This window comes from Allobosea vaviloviae (assembly GCF_001298265.1).
Taxonomy (GTDB): domain Bacteria; phylum Pseudomonadota; class Alphaproteobacteria; order Rhizobiales; family Beijerinckiaceae; genus Allobosea; species Allobosea vaviloviae_B.
Map to the genome: position 1 here is coordinate 162,395 of NZ_LGSZ01000040.1, position 21,150 is coordinate 183,544.

The 21,150-nt window shown below is 66.4% G+C and carries 24 protein-coding genes; 21 read left to right on the forward strand and 3 right to left on the reverse strand.

Going from position 1 to position 21,150, the window contains the following annotated elements; translation table 11 throughout:
• Positions 1-94 precede the first annotated feature (94 nt).
• Together pepN and AE618_RS29050 are read right to left on the reverse strand one after the other, a co-directional pair.
• Positions 95-2,740 (reverse strand): aminopeptidase N, encoded by a 2,646-nt coding sequence (gene pepN, locus AE618_RS12540; protein WP_054209398.1) that lies wholly within the window; start codon positions 2,738-2,740, stop codon positions 95-97.
• Positions 2,741-2,793: 53 nt separating this feature from the next.
• Positions 2,794-3,240 (reverse strand): IS5/IS1182 family transposase, encoded by a 447-nt coding sequence (locus AE618_RS29050; protein ID WP_054209399.1) that lies wholly within the window; start codon positions 3,238-3,240, stop codon positions 2,794-2,796.
• Between the two features lie 194 nt (positions 3,241-3,434).
• Between AE618_RS29050 and AE618_RS12550 the strand changes: the two genes are divergently transcribed.
• A complete protein-coding gene (locus tag AE618_RS12550) occupies positions 3,435-4,811 on the forward strand; it encodes a DcaP family trimeric outer membrane transporter (RefSeq protein ID WP_082365221.1) in 1,377 nt (458 codons plus the stop codon).
• Between the two features lie 87 nt (positions 4,812-4,898).
• On the opposite strand, the gene AE618_RS12555 is transcribed toward AE618_RS12550, so the two are convergent.
• Positions 4,899-6,344, reverse strand: a complete 1,446-nt coding sequence (locus tag AE618_RS12555) for a cation diffusion facilitator family transporter (protein ID WP_054209401.1) — start codon at positions 6,342-6,344, stop codon at positions 4,899-4,901.
• Positions 6,345-6,481: 137 nt separating this feature from the next.
• Here AE618_RS12555 and AE618_RS12560 point away from each other — a divergent pair, with 137 nt between their 5' ends.
• The 20 genes from AE618_RS12560 (at position 6,482) to AE618_RS12655 (ending at position 21,150) form a co-directional block, all read left to right on the forward strand.
• Complete coding sequence (locus tag AE618_RS12560) at positions 6,482-6,931, forward strand: VOC family protein (RefSeq protein WP_054209402.1); 450 nt, start codon at positions 6,482-6,484, stop codon at positions 6,929-6,931.
• Positions 6,932-6,986: 55 nt separating this feature from the next.
• Positions 6,987-7,232 carry a type II toxin-antitoxin system VapB family antitoxin gene (locus tag AE618_RS12565; RefSeq protein WP_156330241.1) on the forward strand — a complete coding sequence of 82 codons (246 nt, stop codon included), beginning with the start codon at positions 6,987-6,989 and terminating at the stop codon, positions 7,230-7,232.
• On the forward strand, positions 7,232-7,663 hold the full coding sequence (locus tag AE618_RS12570; protein WP_054209404.1) for a type II toxin-antitoxin system VapC family toxin: 432 nt from the start codon (positions 7,232-7,234) through the stop codon (positions 7,661-7,663). Before AE618_RS12565 ends, AE618_RS12570 begins: the two co-directional genes overlap by 1 nt.
• Complete coding sequence (locus AE618_RS12575) at positions 7,660-8,553, forward strand: PfkB family carbohydrate kinase (RefSeq protein WP_054209405.1); 894 nt, start codon at positions 7,660-7,662, stop codon at positions 8,551-8,553. Before AE618_RS12570 ends, AE618_RS12575 begins: the two co-directional genes overlap by 4 nt.
• Positions 8,554-8,667: 114 nt before the next feature.
• Positions 8,668-9,522: an urease accessory protein UreD gene (locus AE618_RS12580; protein ID WP_054209406.1), complete on the forward strand. Its 855-nt coding sequence runs from the start codon at positions 8,668-8,670 to the stop codon at positions 9,520-9,522.
• Positions 9,523-9,532: 10 nt separating this feature from the next.
• Positions 9,533-9,865 carry a hypothetical protein gene (locus AE618_RS12585; protein ID WP_054209407.1) on the forward strand — a complete coding sequence of 111 codons (333 nt, stop codon included), beginning with the start codon at positions 9,533-9,535 and terminating at the stop codon, positions 9,863-9,865.
• Entirely contained in the window at positions 9,862-10,482 is a 621-nt protein-coding gene (locus tag AE618_RS12590) for an urease subunit gamma (protein ID WP_054209408.1), read from the forward strand. The genes AE618_RS12585 and AE618_RS12590 overlap by 4 nt, the downstream gene beginning before the upstream one ends.
• A gap of 118 nt (positions 10,483-10,600) precedes the next feature.
• On the forward strand, positions 10,601-10,900 hold the full coding sequence (locus AE618_RS28480; RefSeq protein ID WP_054209409.1) for an AbrB/MazE/SpoVT family DNA-binding domain-containing protein: 300 nt from the start codon (positions 10,601-10,603) through the stop codon (positions 10,898-10,900).
• Positions 10,897-11,292, forward strand: coding sequence for a PIN domain-containing protein (locus AE618_RS28485; protein WP_054209410.1), 396 nt, complete (start codon positions 10,897-10,899; stop codon positions 11,290-11,292). Before AE618_RS28480 ends, AE618_RS28485 begins: the two co-directional genes overlap by 4 nt.
• Before the next feature lie 9 nt (positions 11,293-11,301).
• Positions 11,302-13,038, forward strand: coding sequence for an urease subunit alpha (gene ureC, locus AE618_RS12605; protein WP_054209411.1), 1,737 nt, complete (start codon positions 11,302-11,304; stop codon positions 13,036-13,038).
• 74 nt (positions 13,039-13,112) lie between these two features.
• Complete coding sequence (locus tag AE618_RS12610) at positions 13,113-13,364, forward strand: hypothetical protein (protein ID WP_054209412.1); 252 nt, start codon at positions 13,113-13,115, stop codon at positions 13,362-13,364.
• Positions 13,365-13,480: 116 nt separating this feature from the next.
• A complete protein-coding gene (locus tag AE618_RS12615) occupies positions 13,481-13,789 on the forward strand; it encodes a putative quinol monooxygenase (protein ID WP_054209413.1) in 309 nt (102 codons plus the stop codon).
• Between the two features lie 26 nt (positions 13,790-13,815).
• On the forward strand, positions 13,816-14,529 hold the full coding sequence (locus AE618_RS12620; RefSeq protein ID WP_054209414.1) for an urease accessory protein UreE: 714 nt from the start codon (positions 13,816-13,818) through the stop codon (positions 14,527-14,529).
• Positions 14,530-14,558: 29 nt separating this feature from the next.
• Positions 14,559-15,233 (forward strand): urease accessory protein UreF, encoded by a 675-nt coding sequence (locus AE618_RS12625; RefSeq protein WP_054209415.1) that lies wholly within the window; start codon positions 14,559-14,561, stop codon positions 15,231-15,233.
• 87 nt (positions 15,234-15,320) lie between these two features.
• Positions 15,321-15,953 carry an urease accessory protein UreG gene (ureG, locus tag AE618_RS12630; protein ID WP_054209416.1) on the forward strand — a complete coding sequence of 211 codons (633 nt, stop codon included), beginning with the start codon at positions 15,321-15,323 and terminating at the stop codon, positions 15,951-15,953.
• 22 nt (positions 15,954-15,975) lie between these two features.
• On the forward strand, positions 15,976-16,557 hold the full coding sequence (locus AE618_RS12635; protein WP_054209558.1) for a HupE/UreJ family protein: 582 nt from the start codon (positions 15,976-15,978) through the stop codon (positions 16,555-16,557).
• A gap of 69 nt (positions 16,558-16,626) precedes the next feature.
• A complete protein-coding gene (locus AE618_RS12640) occupies positions 16,627-17,211 on the forward strand; it encodes an ANTAR domain-containing response regulator (RefSeq protein WP_054209417.1) in 585 nt (194 codons plus the stop codon).
• Positions 17,212-17,224: 13 nt separating this feature from the next.
• Complete coding sequence (locus tag AE618_RS12645; protein ID WP_054209418.1) at positions 17,225-18,271, forward strand: CmpA/NrtA family ABC transporter substrate-binding protein; 1,047 nt, start codon at positions 17,225-17,227, stop codon at positions 18,269-18,271.
• Positions 18,272-18,578: 307 nt separating this feature from the next.
• Entirely contained in the window at positions 18,579-19,913 is a 1,335-nt protein-coding gene (locus AE618_RS12650; RefSeq protein ID WP_054209419.1) for a CmpA/NrtA family ABC transporter substrate-binding protein, read from the forward strand.
• A gap of 4 nt (positions 19,914-19,917) precedes the next feature.
• Positions 19,918-21,150 carry an NAD(P)/FAD-dependent oxidoreductase gene (locus AE618_RS12655; RefSeq protein WP_054209420.1) on the forward strand — a complete coding sequence of 411 codons (1,233 nt, stop codon included), beginning with the start codon at positions 19,918-19,920 and terminating at the stop codon, positions 21,148-21,150.

Consider the following 21,150-nt stretch of genomic DNA (forward strand, 5'->3'; position numbering starts at 1 on the left):
GTGCGAATTCATCTTCAGGTTGCATGGCTGAGGGGGATGAATCCTGAGCGGGTAATGAAACGTTAACCTCGCGGACAGGTAACGGAATCGAGCCTCAGGCGAGGGCCCTTTCCGCGATGTCGGCGACGTCCCGGGAGAGGCCGGGTGTTTGCGCCACCATGGCCAGCTTCTGTTCCGCCAGCGCCTTGCGGGCGGGTTCCAGCATACGCCAGCTCTTGAACGAACCGAGCAGGCGCGAGGCGACCTGCGGGTTGGTTCGGTCGAGCGCGACGACCATGTCGGCGACGAAGGCATAGCCTTCTCCGTCGGGCCGGTTGAACTGGGTGAGGTTGGCGGCGAAGCCCCCGATCAAGGCTCGTACCCGGTTGGGATTGCCAAGCGAGAAGGCGGGGTGCTGCATCAAGCCCTTGACCCGGTCGAGCGTGCCGGCCTCGGCAATCAGCGCCTGCGCCATCAGCCATTTGTCGAGAACCAGCGGCTCGGCCGCATAGGTCTTGGCGAAGCGCGCGATCAGGGCCTCGCGGGCATCGCCGGGCACCAGGGTCATCGCCGCCAAGGCGGCCAGCCGGTCGGTCAGATTGTCGGCTGCTGCGAACTGCGCTTCGGCGAGACGCGCGCCGGCCTCCGGATCGGCCAGTGCGATCAGCCCCAGCGCCTCATTGCGCAGCGCGCGCCGGCCGGCGGAGGCCGCATCGGGGCGATACGCCGCCGATGTGCCCAGACGCTCGCGCAGCTCCATCAGGTGTGGGCGCAGTCGCAGGCCGATCTCGGCTGCGAGGCTGCGATGGGCGGCGTGGATCGCATCGGGATCGACGTCCCGGCCGATCTCCCGGGCGATGTCGGCAGGCACGGGCAGGCGCAGCACCTGCGCCGCGAAGGCAGGGTCGGCAGGCGCCTGGACGCGCAGGAAGCCGGCGAGCGCTTCGGCGAGCTCGCCCGCCGTCGCGATCAGGGCGTTGTGGCCGCCAGGCGAGCGCCCCGCGCTCACCAGCGCCCGGCTCGCCACGCTCTGCAGCGCCTGCCAGCGGTTGAAGGAATCGCTGTCGGCCGAGAACAGCCGCAGCAGATCGGCGTCCGCCAGATCGAGTTCCAGCCGCGCCGGCGCCGAAAAGCCGCGCAGCAGCGAGGGAATTGGCGGCTCGTCGACATCGCTGAACGCCACGCTGAGCGAGGGCTGGTCGAGCACGATCACCCCGTCGCCGGCATAGGCGGCCGAGCCGGTGACCAGCGGCAGGTCGCCAGCCTTGCCGACGAGGCCGAGCGCGACCGGCAAGACGACCGGCTGCTTGTCGGGCTGGCCCGGTGTCGGCGCCGTCGTCTGGGCGAGGTCGAGCGTATAGGTCCTGGCTGCGGCATCGTAGCGGCCCGAGGCGACGATCGTCGGCGTGCCCGCCTGCTCGTACCAGCGCGCGAACTGCGTCAGGTCCTTGCCGGAGGTCTCGGCGAAGCAGGCGAGGAATTCCTCGATCGTCGCCGCGGTGCCATCGCAGCGGTCGAAATAGAGATCCATGCCAGCCCGGAAGGCATCGTCGCCGACCAGGAGCTTGAGCATGCGGATCACCTCCGCTCCCTTCTCGTAGACGGTCGGCGTGTAGAAGTTGTTGATCTCCTTGTAGGCGCGCGGTCGGACGGGGTGGGCGAGCGGTCCCGCATCCTCGGAGAACTGCGTCGAGCGCAGCGTCCGGACATCGGCGATCCGCTTCACCGGCCGCGAGCGCTCATCGGCGGAGAATTCCTGGTCGCGGAAGACCGTCAGGCCCTCCTTCAGGCAGAGCTGGAACCAGTCGCGGCAGGTGATGCGGTTGCCGGTCCAGTTGTGGAAGTACTCATGCGCGATGATCGCTTCGATCGAGGCGTAATCGCCATCGGTTGCCGTCTGCGGGTCCGCCAGCACATATTTGTCGTTGAAGATATTGAGGCCCTTGTTCTCCATCGCGCCCATGTTGAAATCCGAGACGGCGACGACGTTGAACACGTCGAGATCGTAGTTGCGGCCGAAGACGCGTTCGTCCCAGCGCATGCAGCGCACCAGGCAATCCATCGCCCAGCCGGCACGTCCGGCCTTGCCCGGCTCGACATGGACGGCGAGCTCGACCTTGCGGCCATCGGCGGTGACATAGTCCTGGCGGACATGGTCGAGCGCCCCGCCGACGAGCGCGAAGAGATAGGCCGGCTTGGGGTGCGGATCGTGCCAGACGGCGAAATGACGCTCGCCGCCGGCCATCTCGCCGGCCGCCACGAGATTGCCGTTCGACAGCAGCACCGGCGCCTCGAGCTTCGCCGCCTCGAGCCGCACGGAATAGATCGACATGACATCGGGACGGTCGAGGAAATAGCTGATCCGGCGGAAGCCGTCGGCCTCGCATTGGGTGCAATATACCCGCGACGACCGATAGAGCCCCATCAGCTTCGTATTGGCGGAGGGGTCGACCTGGGTATCGATCGTCAGCGTGAAGCGCCTCTGCGGCGGCGCATGCAGCGTCAGCGCCTGTGCGGTCGCGCTGTAGGCGCTTTCGTCGATCAGCAGGCCGTCCAGCCTCAGCCCGCTCAGCGAGAGCTCGTCGCCGTCGAGAATGAGCGGCGCGCCCAGCCGTCCGGCCGGGTTGGGTCGCAGGCCCAGCAGCGCTCGCACCTGCGTCTTCTGGGGATGCAGGTTGATGTCGAGATCGACCGTGTCGATCAGCCAGTCCGAGGGACGGTAATCCTCGAGGCGGATCAGGGGGGTATCGTCGGCGCGCATCGGAATCCTGGGTCGTGACGCTGTCGGAGGCCGTGTGTAGCCCCTGGCCGATCTCACCGGAAGGGCGTTGGCACGGGAGCCTTGCGCGGGCGCTGCGTCAGCGGCCCGATGATGGCGAGGCGCTCGAACAGCCGCCGCGTCTCGGCGTCCGCCGCTTGCGGCCCGCACTCGAACGGCCGGACATGCTGCATCAGCGCGGCGAAGACGCCGCTGCGCGACCAGCGCTGGAAGCGCCGGTAGACACTGCCCCATTTGCCATAGCGGCCGGGCAGGTCGCGCCAGGGCTGCCCTGACGACGCGACCCAGAAAATCCCCTCGATGATGATGCGGTTGTTGCGCGGCGGCCTGCCGCGCTTCTCGGTCGCCAACGGCAGGCGCTGGCTCAGCCAGAGCCATTGCCGTTCCGACAGGATCGGCCCTCCCGCCTCGTCGAGTGATTCGGCCAGAGCCGCGATCTGAGGCGCCGATGCGGGCAGGTCGGTCCGGGCAGGCTTCAGCATGGCTGGCGAGCTCCATTTATTTGTCAACTTGAAGTCAGTATTCGGCGATTTTGATGAATGATTTTGTCAACACAAGAAAGTAACTATTTTGTGAATTTTGAGTGATGATCGTGTGTGACAGCGTCAAAAGCGCACGGGATAACTAATCAATAAATAAAGAATCGTTACGAACGTTTTTCGTGGAGGAATTCGGAATGTTTGTGCTGATAACAGGTAAGAAGAGTCTAGCAACCGCGGTGGTTGTCGGCGCTGTGCTCGTCGGCTCCGCAGCGTGTGCGAGTGCGCAGGACTCGACCGCGCAGCTGGAAAAGCTGATCCGCGAACAGCAGAAGCAACTGGACGCGCTACGGCGCGAGGTCGGCGCCATCAAGGGCCGGGAGGCACACCGCCCCGCCCCGGGCCAGCGCGGGACCGTCGCCGCCAAGGCTGCCGATGAGCCCTTTGTCCTGAAGGGCGGACTGCCGTTGAGCTGGCGTTTGCCTGGTACCGATGTCGACATCAAGATCGGAGGCAAGGTCAAGGCGGACGTGATCGGTCGCGTCGGCGGGCGCCAGTCCTCGGGCGCGCAGGATCTCTTTGCCGTAACAGGGATCGACACGCGCGGCACCCGCTTCGGGGACGATGCTTTTCGTATCCATTCCCGCGAAAGCCGGCTGAATTTCGAGATCAGCAAGAAGGACACGCCGCTTGGCCCATCGCGCGCCTTCATCGAGGGTGACTTCTTCGGAGCGGCTGGCAATCAGGTTGCGTCGAACTCCGACTCCTTCCGCTTGCGCCATGCCTTCGTCGAGGTCGGCCCGCTGCTGGCCGGGCAATGGTGGACGACCTTCAGCGACCCCTCTGCCTATGCCGAGACGCTCGATTTCCAGGGCTCCGGTGGTCAAGCCTTCATTCGTCAGGGGGTGGTCAGGCTCGAACACAAGTTCTCGAACGGCTTCTCCATCGCCGGGGCGATCGAGAATCCCGAGGGGCGCGTTCAGTTTGGCCCGGCGGCGCCGATCACATCGTCGCGCGATACGCTGCCCGACTTCGTCGGCCGGGTTCGCTATCAGGGCGCGCTTGGACATCTGCAGATCGCGGGCGTGGTGACGCGCATCAACGCTCCCAATGGCCTGGCGAGCGACGAGACCGGGTATGCCGGCACGGTCACGGGCCGTCTCAACCTGCCGCTCCTGGCACAGAAGGACAATCTGCGCTTCCAAGCGACCTATGCCAACGGCGCGACGCGTCATATCCAGGAGACGGCCGGCGTACTGCCGAGCGTGTTCTACAACCCCGCGACAGGGCAGTCGGAAAAGCAGAAGTCATTTGGCGGCTATGTCGCGTTCCAGCATTGGTGGACGAACGAACTGCGCAGCAACCTCGTCTACAGCTATGTCCGGGCCGACCTGCCGAGTTTCGCGCTCGCCAGCACGTTCAAGCACAGCCAGTACGCAGCCGCCAACTTGGTCTGGAGCCCATGGTCGGAGCTCGATCTGGGTATCGAGGGCCAATACGGCTTGCGTGAGGACCGGGACAATAGGCGCGGCCGCCAGACTCGCCTGCAATCGAGCGCGACCTATCGATTCTGATCGCATTCGCGCGTGAGGACGGCTTCTCCGTTTGCGCGAACGCCAAGCCGGCGCTGCATGCCCCCCGCAGCGCCGGCTTGGTCGTTGTCAGGCGACAGTTGTTTCCCGCGCCGGCTCGGCATGGCTGACGAGGCGGCAGACCTGCGGCCGCGCGATCCTGACCGCCCGCTCGATCTGATCGACGGCGGCGTGGACGGAGGCGACATCGAGCGCGGGATCGACTCGGCAATGATAGTTCACCACCAGGCCGTTGGGTGTCTGGCGCACCCTGACGCTGTGGATGTCGTGGATCGGCCCGTCGCATTTGGCGGTCTCGGTCGCCAGCGCCTTGCCGATGTCCTCGACGGTCTGCCAGGCCGCGTCATGGCCTGTGGGCGTCTCGGTCTCCATCGGCTCGATATGGGTTTCGACCTCGGTCTCGCCGCCGAACTCCGCCCGGATCGCCGCCTCCAGCCGGGTGGCGATCTCATGCGCCTGGCCGAGCGGCAGCTTTGAATCGACCTCCATGTCGAGGCTGACCGAGAGGCGCGGGCCGATGGAGTGGACGGTGACGTGGTGCACCGGGATCTTCAGCTTGAGCGCGATCAGCAGCACGCGCTCGAGCGCTGTCTCGTCATCGACCTGGACGGGATCGGTGGTGACCGCGATGTCGGCGCCGGGTTCGATGCGGTCGAATGCGGCGGCGAGTTCTTCGCGGATCGTCGCCACGCGCTCCAGTGGCAGGGTCCGCGAAACGCTGATCCCGATCTCGCCAAGCACCCGTCCGCCGGTCGGGCGAACCTTCAGCCAGTTGACGCCGGCCACGCCAGGCACTCCGTCGGCCGCCTCGCGCAGCCGCTCACTGACGCCCTGAGGCGCAGCGTCCAGCAAGGTGTCGATGGTGCGCCGCGCCAGCCTGTAGGCCGAGAGCGCGGTGAACGCGGCAATCGCGAAGGCGGCGATCGTGTCGGCCCGCGCAAGACCGTACCAGACACCCACCAGTCCAGCCAGAACCAGCGCCGAGCCGACGAAATCGGCAGAGAAATGCGTCGCCTCGGCCGACAGCGCTTCGCTGCCGGTCTCCTTCGCCACGCGTGTCAGGGAGCGCCAGCGAATGGCATCGACGATCATCGACAGCAGCATGATGCCGATGACCAGCGGAGTCACTTGCACCGACTCGATCAGCCCCGTCCACAGCCGGTTGCCGGCCTCCCAGAGGATCGCGCCGGCGAGCGTGAACAGGATCGCTGTCTCGACCAGTGCGGCCAGCGCCTCGACCTTGCCATGCCCGTAATGATGCTCGTCATCGGCCGGCTTGTCGGAGACACGCACGGCAAACCAGGTGAAAAGCGTCGAGCCGACATCGATCAGGCCCTGCAGCGCGTCCGTCAGCAGGGCGAGCGAGCCCGACAGGATCGCACCGACGATCTTGGCGCCGGCCAGCAGCAGGGTCGCCATCACCGAGAGGATGGCGGCGCGCTGCTTGATCTGGGCCATCTGGGCCTTGGTGGCGCGGGGCGGCGCGGTCTCGTGGCCGTGTTGCGTTGAGGTCATGGCCCGTCCTGCGCTCTTCCGTCTTGGAACCGTGTTCCGGAGCGGCGATGCTTTCGCCCGATTCAAGGGTAGGATCAACCGGTCGATCCCAACGATACCGGCTCAGGCGAGCCGAGCACTGAGAGGAATTCCCCACGATGCGATATCTCCACACCATGGTGCGCGTCACCGATCTCGATGCAGCGCTCGATTTCTACGTGACCAAGTTCGGGCTGGTCGAGACCCGGCGCATCGAGAACGAGAAGGGCCGCTTCACGCTGGTCTTCCTCGCCGCTCCCGACGAGGTCGACACCGTTCGCGGGCAGGGCAGCCGCGGCCGTCCGACGCTGGAGCTGACCTATAACTGGGACCCGGAAACATACACCGGCGGCCGCAATTTCGGCCACCTCGCCTATGAGGTCGACGACATCTACGCCACCTGCGACAAGCTGATGAAGGCGGGCGTCACGATCAACCGCCCGCCGCGCGACGGCAACATGGCCTTCATCCGCTCGCCCGACAACATCTCGATCGAGATCCTGCAGAAGGGCGATCCGAAGGCGCCTGCGGAGCCGTGGGCGAGCATGCCGAATACCGGGGCGTGGTGACAATTTGCGCCTGACAGCCTCCGTGATATCATATGCTGATATCACGGAGGGGATCATGGGCATTCTTGTGAGAGACGAGAAGATTGATCGTCAGATTCGGGAGCTGGCGGCCAAGTCGGGAACAACGCTTCAAGGAGCGATTGGTCGGGCCGTTGAGAATGAACTTAAGCGAATGGAGGCCCGACGCCAGCAGGTCGATAGAGCCTTCAGGCGCGCCCAGGAGCGCTTGGCTGCATTTCCGCTGGTTGATGACGGGCTGACGCACAAAGAGTTCTTTGACCGCGAATACGGCGACGCGTGATGTTTCTCGATGCGTCCGTCATCATCGCTGTGTTGGCCGGCGAGTCTGAGGCCATTGCTCTCAAGGCGGCGATGATTGATGCCGAGACCATGGCGACGTCGCAGGTTGCAATTTTTGAAGCGTCCTGCAGGCTGTCGAAGCTGCGGGGCCTGCCAGTTGCGGACGCCCACTTCGAGGTCCTCGATTTTCTCCAGATTCTCGCTGTTGAGACAGTTCATATCGATGACGATGTCGGAGCCGCCGCCCATGCCTGCGCTGCTCGGTATCATCACATCACGGGCCATCCCGCCCGCCTTAACATGGGTGATTGTTTCGCCTATGCGGCCGCCCGCACCTCAGGATTGAAACTCGCCTACAAGGGGAATGATTTCATCCATACCGATATCGACGGGGTCCGTTTTGGCCCCGACGATGTGCCGACGCGCCCATGACTGGCGTCTTCTGCCTGGGCATCTCGACGCTGGACTATGTCTACAGCGTCGAGACCATGCCGACGCGCGGCGAGAAGTACCGCTCGAAGGGGCTCGCCGTGGTCGGCGGCGGCTGCGCCGGTAACGCCTCTGTCGCCATCGCCCGCCTCGGCGGTCGCTGCTGGCTGGCGACGCGCCTCGCCGATGATCTCACGGGAGACCAGATCGTCGCCGACCTGACGAAGGAGGGCGTCGAGACGGGCTTTGCCCGTCGCGTCGCCGGCCTGCGCTCGCCAGTCTCGGCCATCCTGGTCGATGCGCAGGGCGAGCGCATGGTGATCTCCCACTCCGACCCCGACATGCCGGAGGATACCGATTGGCTCCCCACGGCGCTGCCGCCAGGAGCCGGCGCGGTGCTGGCCGATACGCGCTGGGGCGAGGGCGCTCTCGCCGCGCTGCGGTTGGCGCGTGCGGCTGGCGTCCCCGGCGTGCTCGATGGCGACCGCAAGCCGCCTCATCCCGATCTCGTGAGCACCGCGAGCCATGTCGCCTTCAGCGCCCAGGCCTTGGCCGAGCTTTCGGGGGAGGATGACCCGCGCACCGGCCTTGCCCGCATTGCGCGGGACGTTCCGACCTGGCTAGCCGTCACCCTTGGCAAGGAGGGGGTGCTCTTCGTCGAGAACGGCGAGGTCGCCCATATCCCCGCCTTCGCGGTCGAAACCGTCGATACGCTCGGCGCCGGCGATGTCTGGCATGGCGCCTTCGCGCTGGCGCTGGCGGAAGGGCAGGGCGAGCGCGCCGCGATCCGTTTCGCCTCCGCTGCCGCCGCAATCAAATGCACCCGCTTCGGCGGGCGGGCCGGCGCGCCTGGCCGCGACGAGGTGGCGGACTTCCTTGCCGTAGCCGGCTGATCGGCGCGTGGCGCAACGTGTTGCCTGAAATTTGGGCAGCGCCGGCCGCGCAGGCCCTTGCCCGGCAAACGGCTGCGCGGAAGATTGGCGGCGTTCTTCGTCTTGGGATTGTCCATGTTCGCGCCGCCCGTTCCGGCAGCCAGTGATCCGCTTCTTCCGGCCTATGTCCGCGCCGCGGGCGGCGTCCGGCTGCGCTTCGGACGCGTCGGCGCGCAGACGCACCGCCTGGACGTGGCCGAGTCCGGCGGTTATCGCGCCCGCTTCCCGACGACCTTCGACGCGACCAGCGAGGCCGTGCTGATCAACACCGGCGGCGGCATGGCTGGTGGCGACGCCATGCGCGTCGGCATCGATGTCGGCCCTGGCAGCGACGCCATCGTCACGACGCAGGCGGCGGAGAAGATCTATCGCAGCCAGGGCGCCAATACCCGCATCGAGACCACGCTGTCGGTCGCAGCGGCGGCGAGCCTGGCCTGGCTGCCGCAAGAGAGCATCCTGTTCTCCGGTGCGCGGCTTGCCCGCAGCCTGACGATCGATCTCGCCGCCGATGCCAGCCTGGTCGCCTCCGAGGCGGTCTTCTTCGGCCGCAGTGCCATGGGCGAGACGATGCTGCGCGGAGCGCTGCGCGACCGCTGGCGCATCCGCCGCGACGGCCGGCTGGTCTTCGCCGATGATCTGCGGCTCGAAGGCGCGATTGCCGAGACGCTGGCCCGGCAGGCGGTCGGGGCGGGCGCATGCGCCGCAGCGACGATCATCGTTGCCGGTCCTGATCTGCAGGACAAGCTCAAACAGGCCCGCGCCTGCGGTGACGAAGCCTCCGCCGGCACAGTCGAGATCGGTGCCGGCATCGTTGCCGACCTGCTGGTGATCCGCCTGCTCTCTCCCGATGCCCAGGCTCTGCGTCGCGTGCTCGTCACGCTGCTCGGGCATCTGACCGGCCGTGCGCTGCCGCGCACCTGGTCAACTTGAGGAGAGCATCATGCTGGCGATCCAGGGTCTGAAATGCATCTATGACACCGGCGCGCGGGGCTGGGCGATCGAACTCGTGCTCAGCGGCGAAGGCGAGGAGGCGGTGCGCCGCTTCGATGTCGACGGCCCCGACGATGCGGACATGCTGATCGAGGCCTTCGAGGATTCGACCTCCAGCGCCTTCGATCCGGCCACGGGCGAGATCGTGTTCGCCTATGAATATGCCGACTTCGCCGACGACGAGGAAGAAGACGAAGACGGCGACGGCGACGACGACGCCGAGGACGAGGACGAGGTTTCCGAAGACGAGACCTCCGGGGACGAAGAGAAGGCCAGGCAATGAATCTGACGCCGCGCGAAAAGGACAAGCTGCTCGTCGCCATGGCAGCCATGGTGGCCCGCAGACGACTCGAGCGCGGCGTCAAGCTGAACTACCCCGAGGCCGTCGCGCTCATCACCGACTTCGTCGTCGAAGGCGCGCGCGACGGCCGATCGGTCGCCGATCTGATGCAGGCCGGCGCGCATGTCGTTAGCGCCGACCAGGTGATGGAGGGCATCGCCGCCTTGATCCACGACGTCCAGGTCGAGGCGACCTTTCCCGACGGCACCAAGCTCGTCACGGTCCATGAGCCGATCCGCGGCGCCTCAGACGTGATGAAGCCCGGCGAGGTCACGACGCTGCCGGGCGACCTGATCATGAACGAGGGTCGCGAGAGCCTCTCGCTGACCGTCGCCAACACCGGCGACCGGCCGATCCAGATCGGCTCGCATTATCATTTCTACGAGGCCAATCCGGCGCTCGCCTTCGAGCGCGACAAGGCGCGGGGCTTCCGGCTCGACATCCCCGCCGGCACCGCCGTGCGCTTCGAACCCGGCCAGACCCGCGAGGTCAGGCTGGTCGCACTCGCCGGCAAGCGCGAGGTCTACGGGTTCCGGCAGGAGGTGATGGGAAAGTTGTAGGGGCCGGCCAACGCGTCGGGTGGAGCCGCAAATCCGTTCCCTCGATCCGCGAGTGATGCCGACAGCGCGCGAGACGCTCGATCTCTGATGGGTTATTGTGAGGAAGAGGAGGACAGAAATGCCGACCTTCGAAGCGACCGTGACGCCCGATGGAGATGTGCGGCTGCCGGAGGAACTCCGCCTCGAGTTGGGCATCGTCGCAGGCTCCTCGGTCGAATTTTTTCTGACGCTCGACGGTCAAGTGCATTTTCATGCCATTACCCGCCGCGCTGGCGATCTTGGCTCGTTTCTGCCGGACATCCGCAAGCCGCCGGTTTCGATCCGCGAGATGGACGATGCGATCGGCGAGGAAGTTGCCGAACGCGATCGGCGCTCGCGCGACGGCGCATCTGCGATGCGGAAGCCGGCAGCAGAATGATCGGCCTCGACACCAATTTCCTGGTGCGCCTTTTCGCGCGCGACGACGCCCGACAATTCGCGGCTGCGGCAAGGCTCGTTGATGAGGCGCCACGCCGCAGTCTGACTGTCGGTCTGATTGTGATCGTCGAACTCGTCTGGACGCTTCAGCGCGCCTATAGCTTCGACAAGATGCAAATCGAAATCGCACTCCAGCGGCTGACCGAGCACCCCAACCTCCTTCTGCCCCACCTGGATTTCGTCCGCGAGGCTGTCCATCGCTCCCGTGAAGCTGGCGCAGATATTGCTGATTGCCTGATTGGGTTGGTCAATCGCCAAGCCGCCTGCTCGACGACCATGACGTTCGACGTGAGGGCGGCGAAATCGGACCTCTTCACTCTTCTGCCGAGTTGAGCCAGACAGATGCCCTTCAATTACCCCCGCAATGCCTATGCCGCGATGTTTGGCCCCACCACCGGCGACACGGTCCGTCTCGGCGACACCGAACTCGTCATCAAGGTCGAGAAGGACTTCACCACCTATGGCGAGGAGGTGAAGTTCGGTGGTGGCAAGGTCATCCGCGACGGCATGGGCCAGAGCCAGGTCCGCAATGCCGACGGCGCGGTCGACACCGTCATTACCAACGCGCTGATCCTCGATCATTGGGGGATCGTCAAGGCCGATATCGGCATCCGCGCCGGCCGCATCTGCGCCATCGGCAAGGCTGGCAACCCCGACATCCAGGCCGGCTTCGGCAATTTCGATCCGACCGAGACGATCATCGTCGGCCCCGGCACCGAGGTCATTGCCGGTGAGGGCAAGATCATCACGGCCGGCGGCTTCGACAGCCATATCCACTACATCTGCCCGCAGCAGATCGAGGATGCGCTGATGAGCGGGCTCACCACGATGCTGGGCGGCGGCACCGGCCCCGCCCATGGCACGCTGGCGACGACCTGCACGCCCGGCCCCTGGCATCTCGGCCAGATGATCAAGGCCGCCGACGCCTTCCCGATGAACCTCGCCTTCGCCGGCAAGGGCAATGCTGCGCTGCCCGGCGCGCTCGTCGAGATGGTCGAGGCTGGCGCCTGCGCGCTCAAGCTGCACGAGGACTGGGGCACGACGCCCGCTGCGATCGACAACTGCCTCTCCGTCGCCGACGATTACGACGTCCAGGTGATGATCCACACCGACACGCTCAACGAGAGCGGCTTCGTCGAGGACACGATCGCCGCCTTCAAGGGCCGCACCATCCACGCCTTCCACACGGAAGGGGCGGGCGGCGGCCATGCGCCCGACATCATGAAGGTGGCGGGGCTGCCCAACGTCCTGCCCTCATCGACCAATCCGACGCGGCCCTTCACCGTCAACACGCTCGACGAGCATCTGGACATGCTGATGGTCTGCCATCACCTGTCGCCGTCGATCCCGGAGGATCTCGCCTTCGCCGAGAGCCGCATCCGCAAGGAGACGATCGCGGCCGAGGACATCCTGCACGATCTCGGCGCGCTTTCGATGATGTCGTCGGATTCGCAGGCGATGGGCCGCATTGGCGAGGTCATCACCCGCACCTGGCAGACTGCGCACAAGATGAAGGTGCAGCGCGGTTCGCTGCCGCAGGATGTCGGTACGGGCGCCGACAATTTCCGCGCCAAGCGCTATGTCGCGAAATACACGATCAACCCCGCGATCTCGCATGGCATCTCGCGCCATATCGGCTCGGTCGAGGTCGGCAAGCTCGCCGACCTCGTGATGTGGTCGCCGGCCTTCTTCGGAGCCAAGCCGGACATGGTGATCAAGGGCGGTATGATCGCGGCCGCGCCGATGGGCGACCCCAACGCTTCGATCCCGACGCCGCAGCCGGTGCATTACCGGCCGATGTTCGGCGCCTTCGGCAAGGCCGTGACCTCGACCTCGCTGGTCTTCGTCTCGCAGGCGGCGATCGCCAACGGGCTGCGCAACCGGCTCGGCACCGAGAAGGAGATGGTCGCGGTCGAGAACACCCGCGGCGGCATCTCCAAGAAGAGCATGATCCACAACGACGCCACGCCCGACATCCAGATCGACCCGGAAACCTATGCGGTCGTCGCGGACGGCGAATTGCTGGTCTGCGAACCCGCGAAGGAGCTGCCGCTGGCGCAGCGCTATTTCCTGTTCTGAAGGTCCAAGATCGACCTACGGAACAGCCTCCGCGGCACCGGCGTTCCGTCCCTGCCAGAACAGGGAGGTTCGCCATGGCCAAAGACGATGTCACCAAAGGACAGCAGCCCGAAGCGCTCGCCACTTTTGCCGCCAGCGCCCGAAACGATGGCAAGAAACCCGATGAGATCGGGTTGACCGCAACACCGGAAACGGGGCCGATTCCGGCATCGTCCGAGGAGAAGGCCGAGGCGGCGACGAAAGTCCTGCGCGAAGGCGTGCTCCAGCGCGATCAGGGTGCGGACGAGGCGATCGATGCGCTGCCGGATCGGACGCGGGATAGCTGAAGATCTTTGCCGGATGCCACGCTCGACGCATTTGTTTCCCGGCCTGATCCCGCATCCGCACTCGGCCCCGCTGCGTAGTCAGGCTTCATGCCTGCCGCGTATCGGAGCCTGCCTGCTTGTCCGAGCCTTTCATCGTCATCTCCCGCATCGAGGTCCGCCCCGATGCCTGGGAGCCCTTCGTCGCCGCTGCCGGAGACTGCATCGACGCGACCCGTCGCGAGCAGGGCTGCCTCGCCTATGAGATCCATGAGAGCCTCACTCAACCCGGCCGTTTCGTCTCCTATGAGAGCTGGGAGACGCGCGCTGACATCGACCGGAACCTGCGTTCGCCGCATACCGTCGCGTTCCGTGAGGCGACGAGGGCTTGCGTCACGGCGCCTCCGGTGATCGAAGTGATCGACCCGCGGTCGATCGACCGCCTCTGATTTGCTTCTGTCACGGACGTCCCATCATGCTTCGCGCCACCTCCGTCGTTCGCAAGGCCGCCGTCAGGCCAGACCGCGTCGTCGATACGCTGACACTCGACCATGACGACCGCAACCGCCGCCGCCTCGCTCTCACGGCCGATGGCGGCCTCGGCATCCTGCTTGATCTCGACAAGGCCACCGCGCTCGGCGACGGCGACGCCGTCAAGCTGGAGGACGGCCGGCTCGTGCTGATCAAGGCGGCGCCGCAGAGCCTGCTCGAGATTCGCGCCGAGAACCCGCTGCGGCTGATGCGCGTCGCCTGGCACATCGGCAACCGCCATACCCCGGCCGAGATCACGGCTGACGCGATCTATATCGAGAACGATCATGTGCTGGCCGAGATGGTGCGCGGCCAGGGCTGCGTGATGAGCGCCGTGAACAGGCCATTCCAGCCCGAGCGCGGGGCCTATGACCACGACCACGCCAATTGCGATCATCCGAGCCACGACCATGGCGGCCATTCGCATCATGACCATGGCCAACATGGGCATGACCACGGTCACGATCACGGCTCCCATGCCCATGACCATGGCCACGCCGCGGCGCAGGCCCATGGCGAGCACGCCCATAGCCATGCGGAAACCCATGCTCACGCGCATGGCGATGCCTGCGGCTGCGGGCATGATCATGGGCATCATGACCACGGCCACAAGCATGGCGCCGGGCACGGCCACAAGGGCCACACGCACGACCACTGAGCGCCCCTGCCAGTCCTGAGCGAGTCTGCATGGCGGCCCATCTGCCCCTGATGGTCTGGCTGTCGCCGTCCTTCCCGGTCGGTGCCTTCGCCTATTCGCACGGCCTGGAATGGGCCTTCGAGAGCGGCGACCTGCATGACGCCGCCACCCTGCGCGACTGGCTCGATGCGCTCGTCTCGCACGGCTCGCTACGCAACGATTTGATCCTCTTCGCCTGTGTCGCCCGCGCGATCGAGACCCGCGACGATGCCGCCCTGATCGAGGTTGCCGAACTCGCGCTCGCCTTGGCCAACTCCGCCGAGCGACGCCTGGAGACGGTGACGCAGGGCAATGCTTTCGTTTTGGCGCTGCGTGCGGCCTGGCCCTGCGCGGCGATCGAGCGCCTTAAGGCGGTCTGGGAAGGCGATATCGCCTATCCGGTCGCTGTCGCTGTCGCGAGCGCCGGCCACGCCTTGCCGATCCCGGCCGCGCTGGAGGCCTATGGCCTCGCCTTCGTCGCCAATCTGGTCTCGGCCTCGGTCCGGCTCGGCATCGTCGGCCAGACGGATGGGCAGAAGATCACCGCCGGTCTGGTCCCCGCTTTGCAAGAGGCGGCGAACGCGGCCGGCTCCGCCACGCTTGACGATCTCGGCGGCTGCACGCTGCGCTCGGACATCGCCTCGCTGCGTCACGAGACGCAGTATTCGCGGCTGTTTCGTTCATGATGGCGACGGTTGGCCCGCCGCCGCATTCGCCGCTTTGTCATGCCGTCGCGGCCGGCTAGGCTGGCGGTTACTCAAGGGATTCTGATTATGTCGCGCTCTCCCCATGGCCCGCTCCGCGTCGGCATCGGCGGCCCCGTCGGCTCTGGCAAGACGGCGCTGATGGAGGTGCTCTGCAAGCGCATGCGCGGCACCTATGACATCTGCGCCATCACCAACGACATCTACACCAAGGAAGATGCGCGACTTTTGACGGTCGCCGGTGCGCTGCCGCAGGAGCGCATCATGGGCGTCGAGACCGGCGGCTGCCCGCACACCGCCATCCGCGAGGATTGCTCGATCAACCTCGCCGCCGTCGAGGAGATGCGGGGCAAATTCCCCAACCTCGACATGATCCTGATCGAATCCGGCGGCGACAATCTCGCCGCCACCTTCTCGCCGGAACTGGCAGACCTGACGATCTACGTCATCGACGTCGCCGCCGGCGAGAAGATCCCGCGCAAGGGCGGGCCGGGCATCACCCGCTCGGACCTGCTGGTCATCAACAAGACCGATCTCGCCCCCCATGTCGGCGCGGATCTTGCAGTCATGGACCGGGATTCCAGGACGATGCGGGGCAAGCGTCCCTTCGTCTTCACCAATACGAAGGCCGGCGAGGGCGTCGATGCGGTGATCGATTTCATCGAGACCGCGGGCGGATTGAAAACTGCTTCGGCAGCGTAACCAGGAAGGACAGGAGATGACCATGCAGGCGGTTGTGAAGCGGATGGGCGTGGCTCTGCTGGTCGCGGTCATGGCAGGACCTGCGCTGGCTCATACGGGTGTCGGCGCCGTGTATGGCTTCCAGGCCGGTCTGCTGCATCCCCTGCTGGGTGCGGATCATGTCCTGGCCATGGTCGCGGTCGGCCTCTGGGCCGGGCTGGTCGGCGGCAGGGCGCGCCTGGCCTATCCGCTCGCCTTCGTGGCGATGATGGTCGTCGCCGGCCTATGGGGCATGTCGGGGGCGGCCCTGCCGGGCGTCGAGATCGGCATCGCCGTCTCGGTCATCGTTCTCGGCCTTGCGATCGCCCTCAGGGCCACCCCGCCTCTGGCCGCGGGCGCGGCCGCCTGCGCCATCTTCGCGATCTTCCACGGCCATGCCCATGGCGCCGAACTGCCCGATGGAGCGGGTGCGTTCAGCTACGCGGCCGGTTTCGTGCTGGCGACGGTGGCGCTGCATGGCGCGGGCCTGGCAGCCGCCGGTGCGCTGGCGCAGCGCGCGCCGCTCCTGGCGCGGGTCGCCGGTGGCGGGCTGGCGCTGGCCGGCCTCGCCATTCTCGCCAGCTAGGATTGACGTCCAGCCGCGGCAACCGCGTGGTACGCGACGGGCTGAGTGGCGGCTACTGCACCGGGGATCATGAGGCCCGATCTGAAAATCCTGATCGTCGATGCCAACCCGGTGCGTGCGGCCATCATCGACGAGGGCCTGCGCGAGGCTGGCTTCACCGATCTCGTCCGCATCGGCGCGACGCACGGGCTTGTCGCCGCGATCGAGACACATGACCCCGATGTCGTGGTCATCGATCTGGAGGATCCCAGCCGCGATGCGCTGGCCGATATGTTCCTGGTCAGCCGCCATGTGAAACGGCCGATCACCATGTTCGTCGACCAGTCGGACTCCGCCTCGATCGAGGCCGCGGTCGAGGCCGGTGTCTCCGCCTATATCGTCGACGGGCTGAAGAAGGAGCGCATGCAGCCGATCCTCCAGACCTGCATCAGCCGCTTCAACGCCTTTCGCAAGCTGCGCGAGGAGCTCGACGAGGCCCGTTCCCAGCTCGAGGAGCGCAAGCTGGTCGATCGCGCCAAGGGCATTGTCATGCGCATGAAGAACCTGTCGGAGGACGAGGCCTATGCCCTGCTGCGACGCACGGCGATGAACGATAAGCGCAAGCTCGTCGATATCGCGCGCTCCATCATCACGGCCGCCGAGGTGCTGAAATGACCGAGGTGCTGACATGACCCTGCACCTGCGTGTCGGCTTCATGCCGCTGGTCGACTGCGCTCTCGTCGTCCTGGCGAAGGACGAAGGCTTCGCCGAGGCCGAGGGGCTCAACCTCGAACTGGTGCGCGAGGTCTCCTGGTCGAATCTGCGCGACAAGCTCAATGTCCGCCTGTTCGATGCCGCCCATATGCTGGGGCCAGCAGCGATTGCCGCGACGCTCGGCGTCGGCGGGGTCAGGGCGCCGATGGCGGTGCCGCTGGCGCTCAATCTCGACGGTGCGGCCATCACCGTCTCGGTTCGCCGCTATGAGGAACTGGCGCGGCTGGCCGATGGCGACATGGCCGATACGACCGTCTCGGCTCGCGCGCTTGCGGCCATGGTCGCGCGGCGAAAGGCGTCGGGCCTGCCGCCGCTGACATTTGCGGCGGTCTTCGGCTTCTCCAGCCACACCTATCTGCTCTGCGAATGGCTCGCCAAGTCAGGGCTGGTGCTTGGCACTGACATCCGCTTCGAGGTCGTGCCGCCGCCACAGACGGTCGAGGCCCTGACCAGCGGGCGCGTCGACGGCTTTTGCGCCGGCGCCCCATGGAACGCCGCGGCGGTGTCGGCCGGTGTCGGCGCGATGGTCCACAGCAGCACCGATCTCAGGCGCAACTGCACCGACAAGGTTCTCGCCTGGCAGGCTGACGATCTCGAGCGCCGCCCCGCAGCCGTTCGCAAGCTCACGGCCGCGATCCTGCGGGCCAGCGACTGGGCCTGCGACCCCGCCAACATCCCGCGCTTCGCCAGGCATCTTTCGGCGCATGACCGGCTGGCCCTGCCGGTCGATCTCCTCGAGCCCGTGCTACATTTCAATCTGGTGCAAGGCGCCGGCCGGCCGCCTCGGCAGGTCGAGCGCTTCATCCGCTTCGATCGTGCCGCGTTGCGGCCCGAACCGGCCCATGCCGACTGGATCCTGGCCGGGATGGAGCGCGCCGGCCAGATCGTTCGCACACCCGATATGAGCGAGCAGGCGAGGGCGGTTTTCCGCCCTGCCTATTTCCCAGGCGGCGACGACTGATCGCCAGGGTTGCATCCTTTTTGTGCGGCCGTGGCCGTTTTGTGCGCCGCGGCATGGCCTCTCGTCGTCGTCGGCTCGGCCCGGGTCGCGGGCTAACGTATTACAATTCCAGCATCTGGTGGCCGCCTCCCGTCTTGGCATGATCCTTGATTGGTTGAGAGCAACGCGGCCAACGCTGCCCGCGTCATCCTCCGAACCGGAATGCACAGCAACGCCGCTGTCGAAACGTGCCTGCGGGCGCATTTCGCGCGGCGTTTTTCGTGTTCGGCGGCTGGCGGGCCTTCACTTTCACACCGAGAGGCGATCGATGACCAGGACAATCGACACGAAGACAGTCGGCAACAAGCCCAAAGCGCACTCCATCAATGCCGGCCGCCGCCGGCTGCTCAAGCTCTCTGGCGCGGCCGCCTTGCTGAGCGCTGCCAGGCTGGCGCTGCCGTCGGGCGCCTTCGCGCAGGCGGCCGGCCCCGAGGTCAAGGGCACGCGGCTGGGCTACATCGCGCTGACCGATGCGGCTCCCCTGATCATCGCCAAGGAAAAGGGTCTCTACGCCAAATACGGCCTGCCCGACATGGACATCGCCAAGCAGGCCTCCTGGGGGGCGACGCGCGACAACATGGCGCTCGGCTTCAAGGCCAACGGCATCGATGGCGGCCATATCCTGCGTCCGAAGACGCATCTCTACGCCACCGGCAAGGTGATGCAGAACGGCCAGCCGCTGCCGATGTACACGCTGCTGAACCTGAACCAGGACGGCCAGGCGATCTCGGTCTCCAACGAATACAAGGACCTCAACGTCCAGAAGGATGCTTCGCCGCTGAAGCAGGCCTTCGAGCGCAAGAAGGCCGCCGGCAAGGAACTCACCGCTGCGATGACCTTCCCGGGCGGGACCCATGATCTCTGGATCCGCTACTGGCTCGCCGCCGGCGGTATCGACCCCGACACCGACATCAAGGTCATCGTCGTGCCGCCGCCGCAGATGGTGGCGAACATGAAGGTCGGCACGATGGACTGCTTCTGCGTCGGCGAGCCCTGGAACGAGCAGCTCGTCAACCAGAACATCGGCTACACCGCGCTGACCACGGGCGAGCTCTGGGCGCGCCATCCCGAGAAAATCCTCGGCATGCGCGCCGATTTCGTCGACGCCAACCCGAAGGCGACGCAGGCCATCCTGATGGCGGTGATGGAGGCTCAGCAATGGGCCGACAAGATGGAGAACCGTCAGGAGCTCTCCGAGATCGTTGGTCGGCGCCAGTGGTTCAACGTGCCGGTGACCGACATCAACAAGCGGCTCCAGGGCGACATCAACTACGGCAATGGCCGCGAGGCCAAGGGCACCGACCTCTACATGAAGTTCTGGGGCCAGGGCGGCACCGTTTCCTATCCCTGGAAGAGCCACGACACTTGGTTCGTTACCGAGAACATCCGCTGGGGCAAGTTCGACCCGAATTTCGACATCAAGGCCCTGGTCGACAAGACCAACCGTGCCGATCTCTGGCGCGAGGCGGCCAAGACGCTCGGCGTCGCCGATGCCGTCTCAGGGGATTCACGCGGCGTCGAGACCTTCTTCGACGGCGTGAAGTTCGATCCGGCCGCGCCGATGGACTACCTCAAGGCCCTCAAGATCAAGCGGGTCGCCTGATCCAATGGCCGAGCCCCTGATCATCGTCGGGAAGGGTATGGCCGCAACGCGGCTGGTTGACGAGCTCAGCCAGCGCGCGCTCGGGCGCTATGCCATCGCGGTGATCGGGGCGGAAGACCGGCTGGCCTATAACCGGGTGCTGCTGTCGCCGCTGCTGGCGGGCGAGATCGCGGAGCCCGACATCGAGCTGAAGCCCGCCGCCTGGTGGAAGGCGCGCGGCGTCTCGACGCTCTATGGCCGCGCCGTCTCCGCCATCGACCGCGCGGCCAAGACGGTCGCGCTCGAAGGCGGCCTGAACCTGCCCTATGGCAAGCTCGTCCTTGCGACCGGATCGAAGCCGCTGAAGCCGCCCTTTCCGGGCGGCGACCTGCCTGGCGTCGCGACCTTCCGCGACACCGCCGATGTCGGGATGATGCGGGCCTATGCCGGGCGCGGAGCGAAGATCGTCGTCATCGGCGGCGGCCTGCTCGGGCTCGAGGCGGCTTACGGCCTCTCCAGGGCCGGCGGACAGGTGACGCTGCTGCATCTCGTCGATCGGCTGATGGAACGCCAGCTCGATGCCGAGGGCGCCGCCCTGCTGGCCTCGGCGATCCGCGCGCTCGGCATCACCGTTCGTCTCGGCGCGGCCACCAAGGGCTTCGTCGGCACGGACAAGATCGAAGGCGTCGAATTGTCGGACGGGGAGGTGATCCCGGCCGATCTCGTCGTCATAGCCATCGGCGTGCGCCCCAATGCCGATCTCGCCAGGGCGGCGGGCGTCACCGTCAACCGCGGTATCGTCGTCGATGACGGCATGGGCAGTGACGACGACAGCATCTTCGCCATCGGGGAATGCGCCGAGCATCGCGGCAGCGTCTACGGACTGGTCGAGCCGGCCTATGACCAGGCGCGCGTGCTGGCGACGCGGCTGGCGGGCAAGCCTGCCGTCTATCAGGGCTCGCTGCTTTCGACCAATCTCAAGGTCAGCGGCGTCGGCGTATTCTCGGCCGGCGAATTCGAAGCCGGCGAGGGCGCCGAAACCGTCGTCCTGCGTGATCGCCTCGGTGGCATCTACCGCAAATTCGTGCTGCGCGACGGCAGGCTCGTCGGCTGTGTCCTCGTCGGGGATACGCAAGGCGCGCTGTTCTATCTCGGCCTGATCCGCTCCAGGCAGGACATCTCCGCCATCCGTGCCGATCTGCCCTTCGGCGAGCCCTATTGCATCGGCGATGCCTGCCGCGTCGGGGAGGCTGCCTGA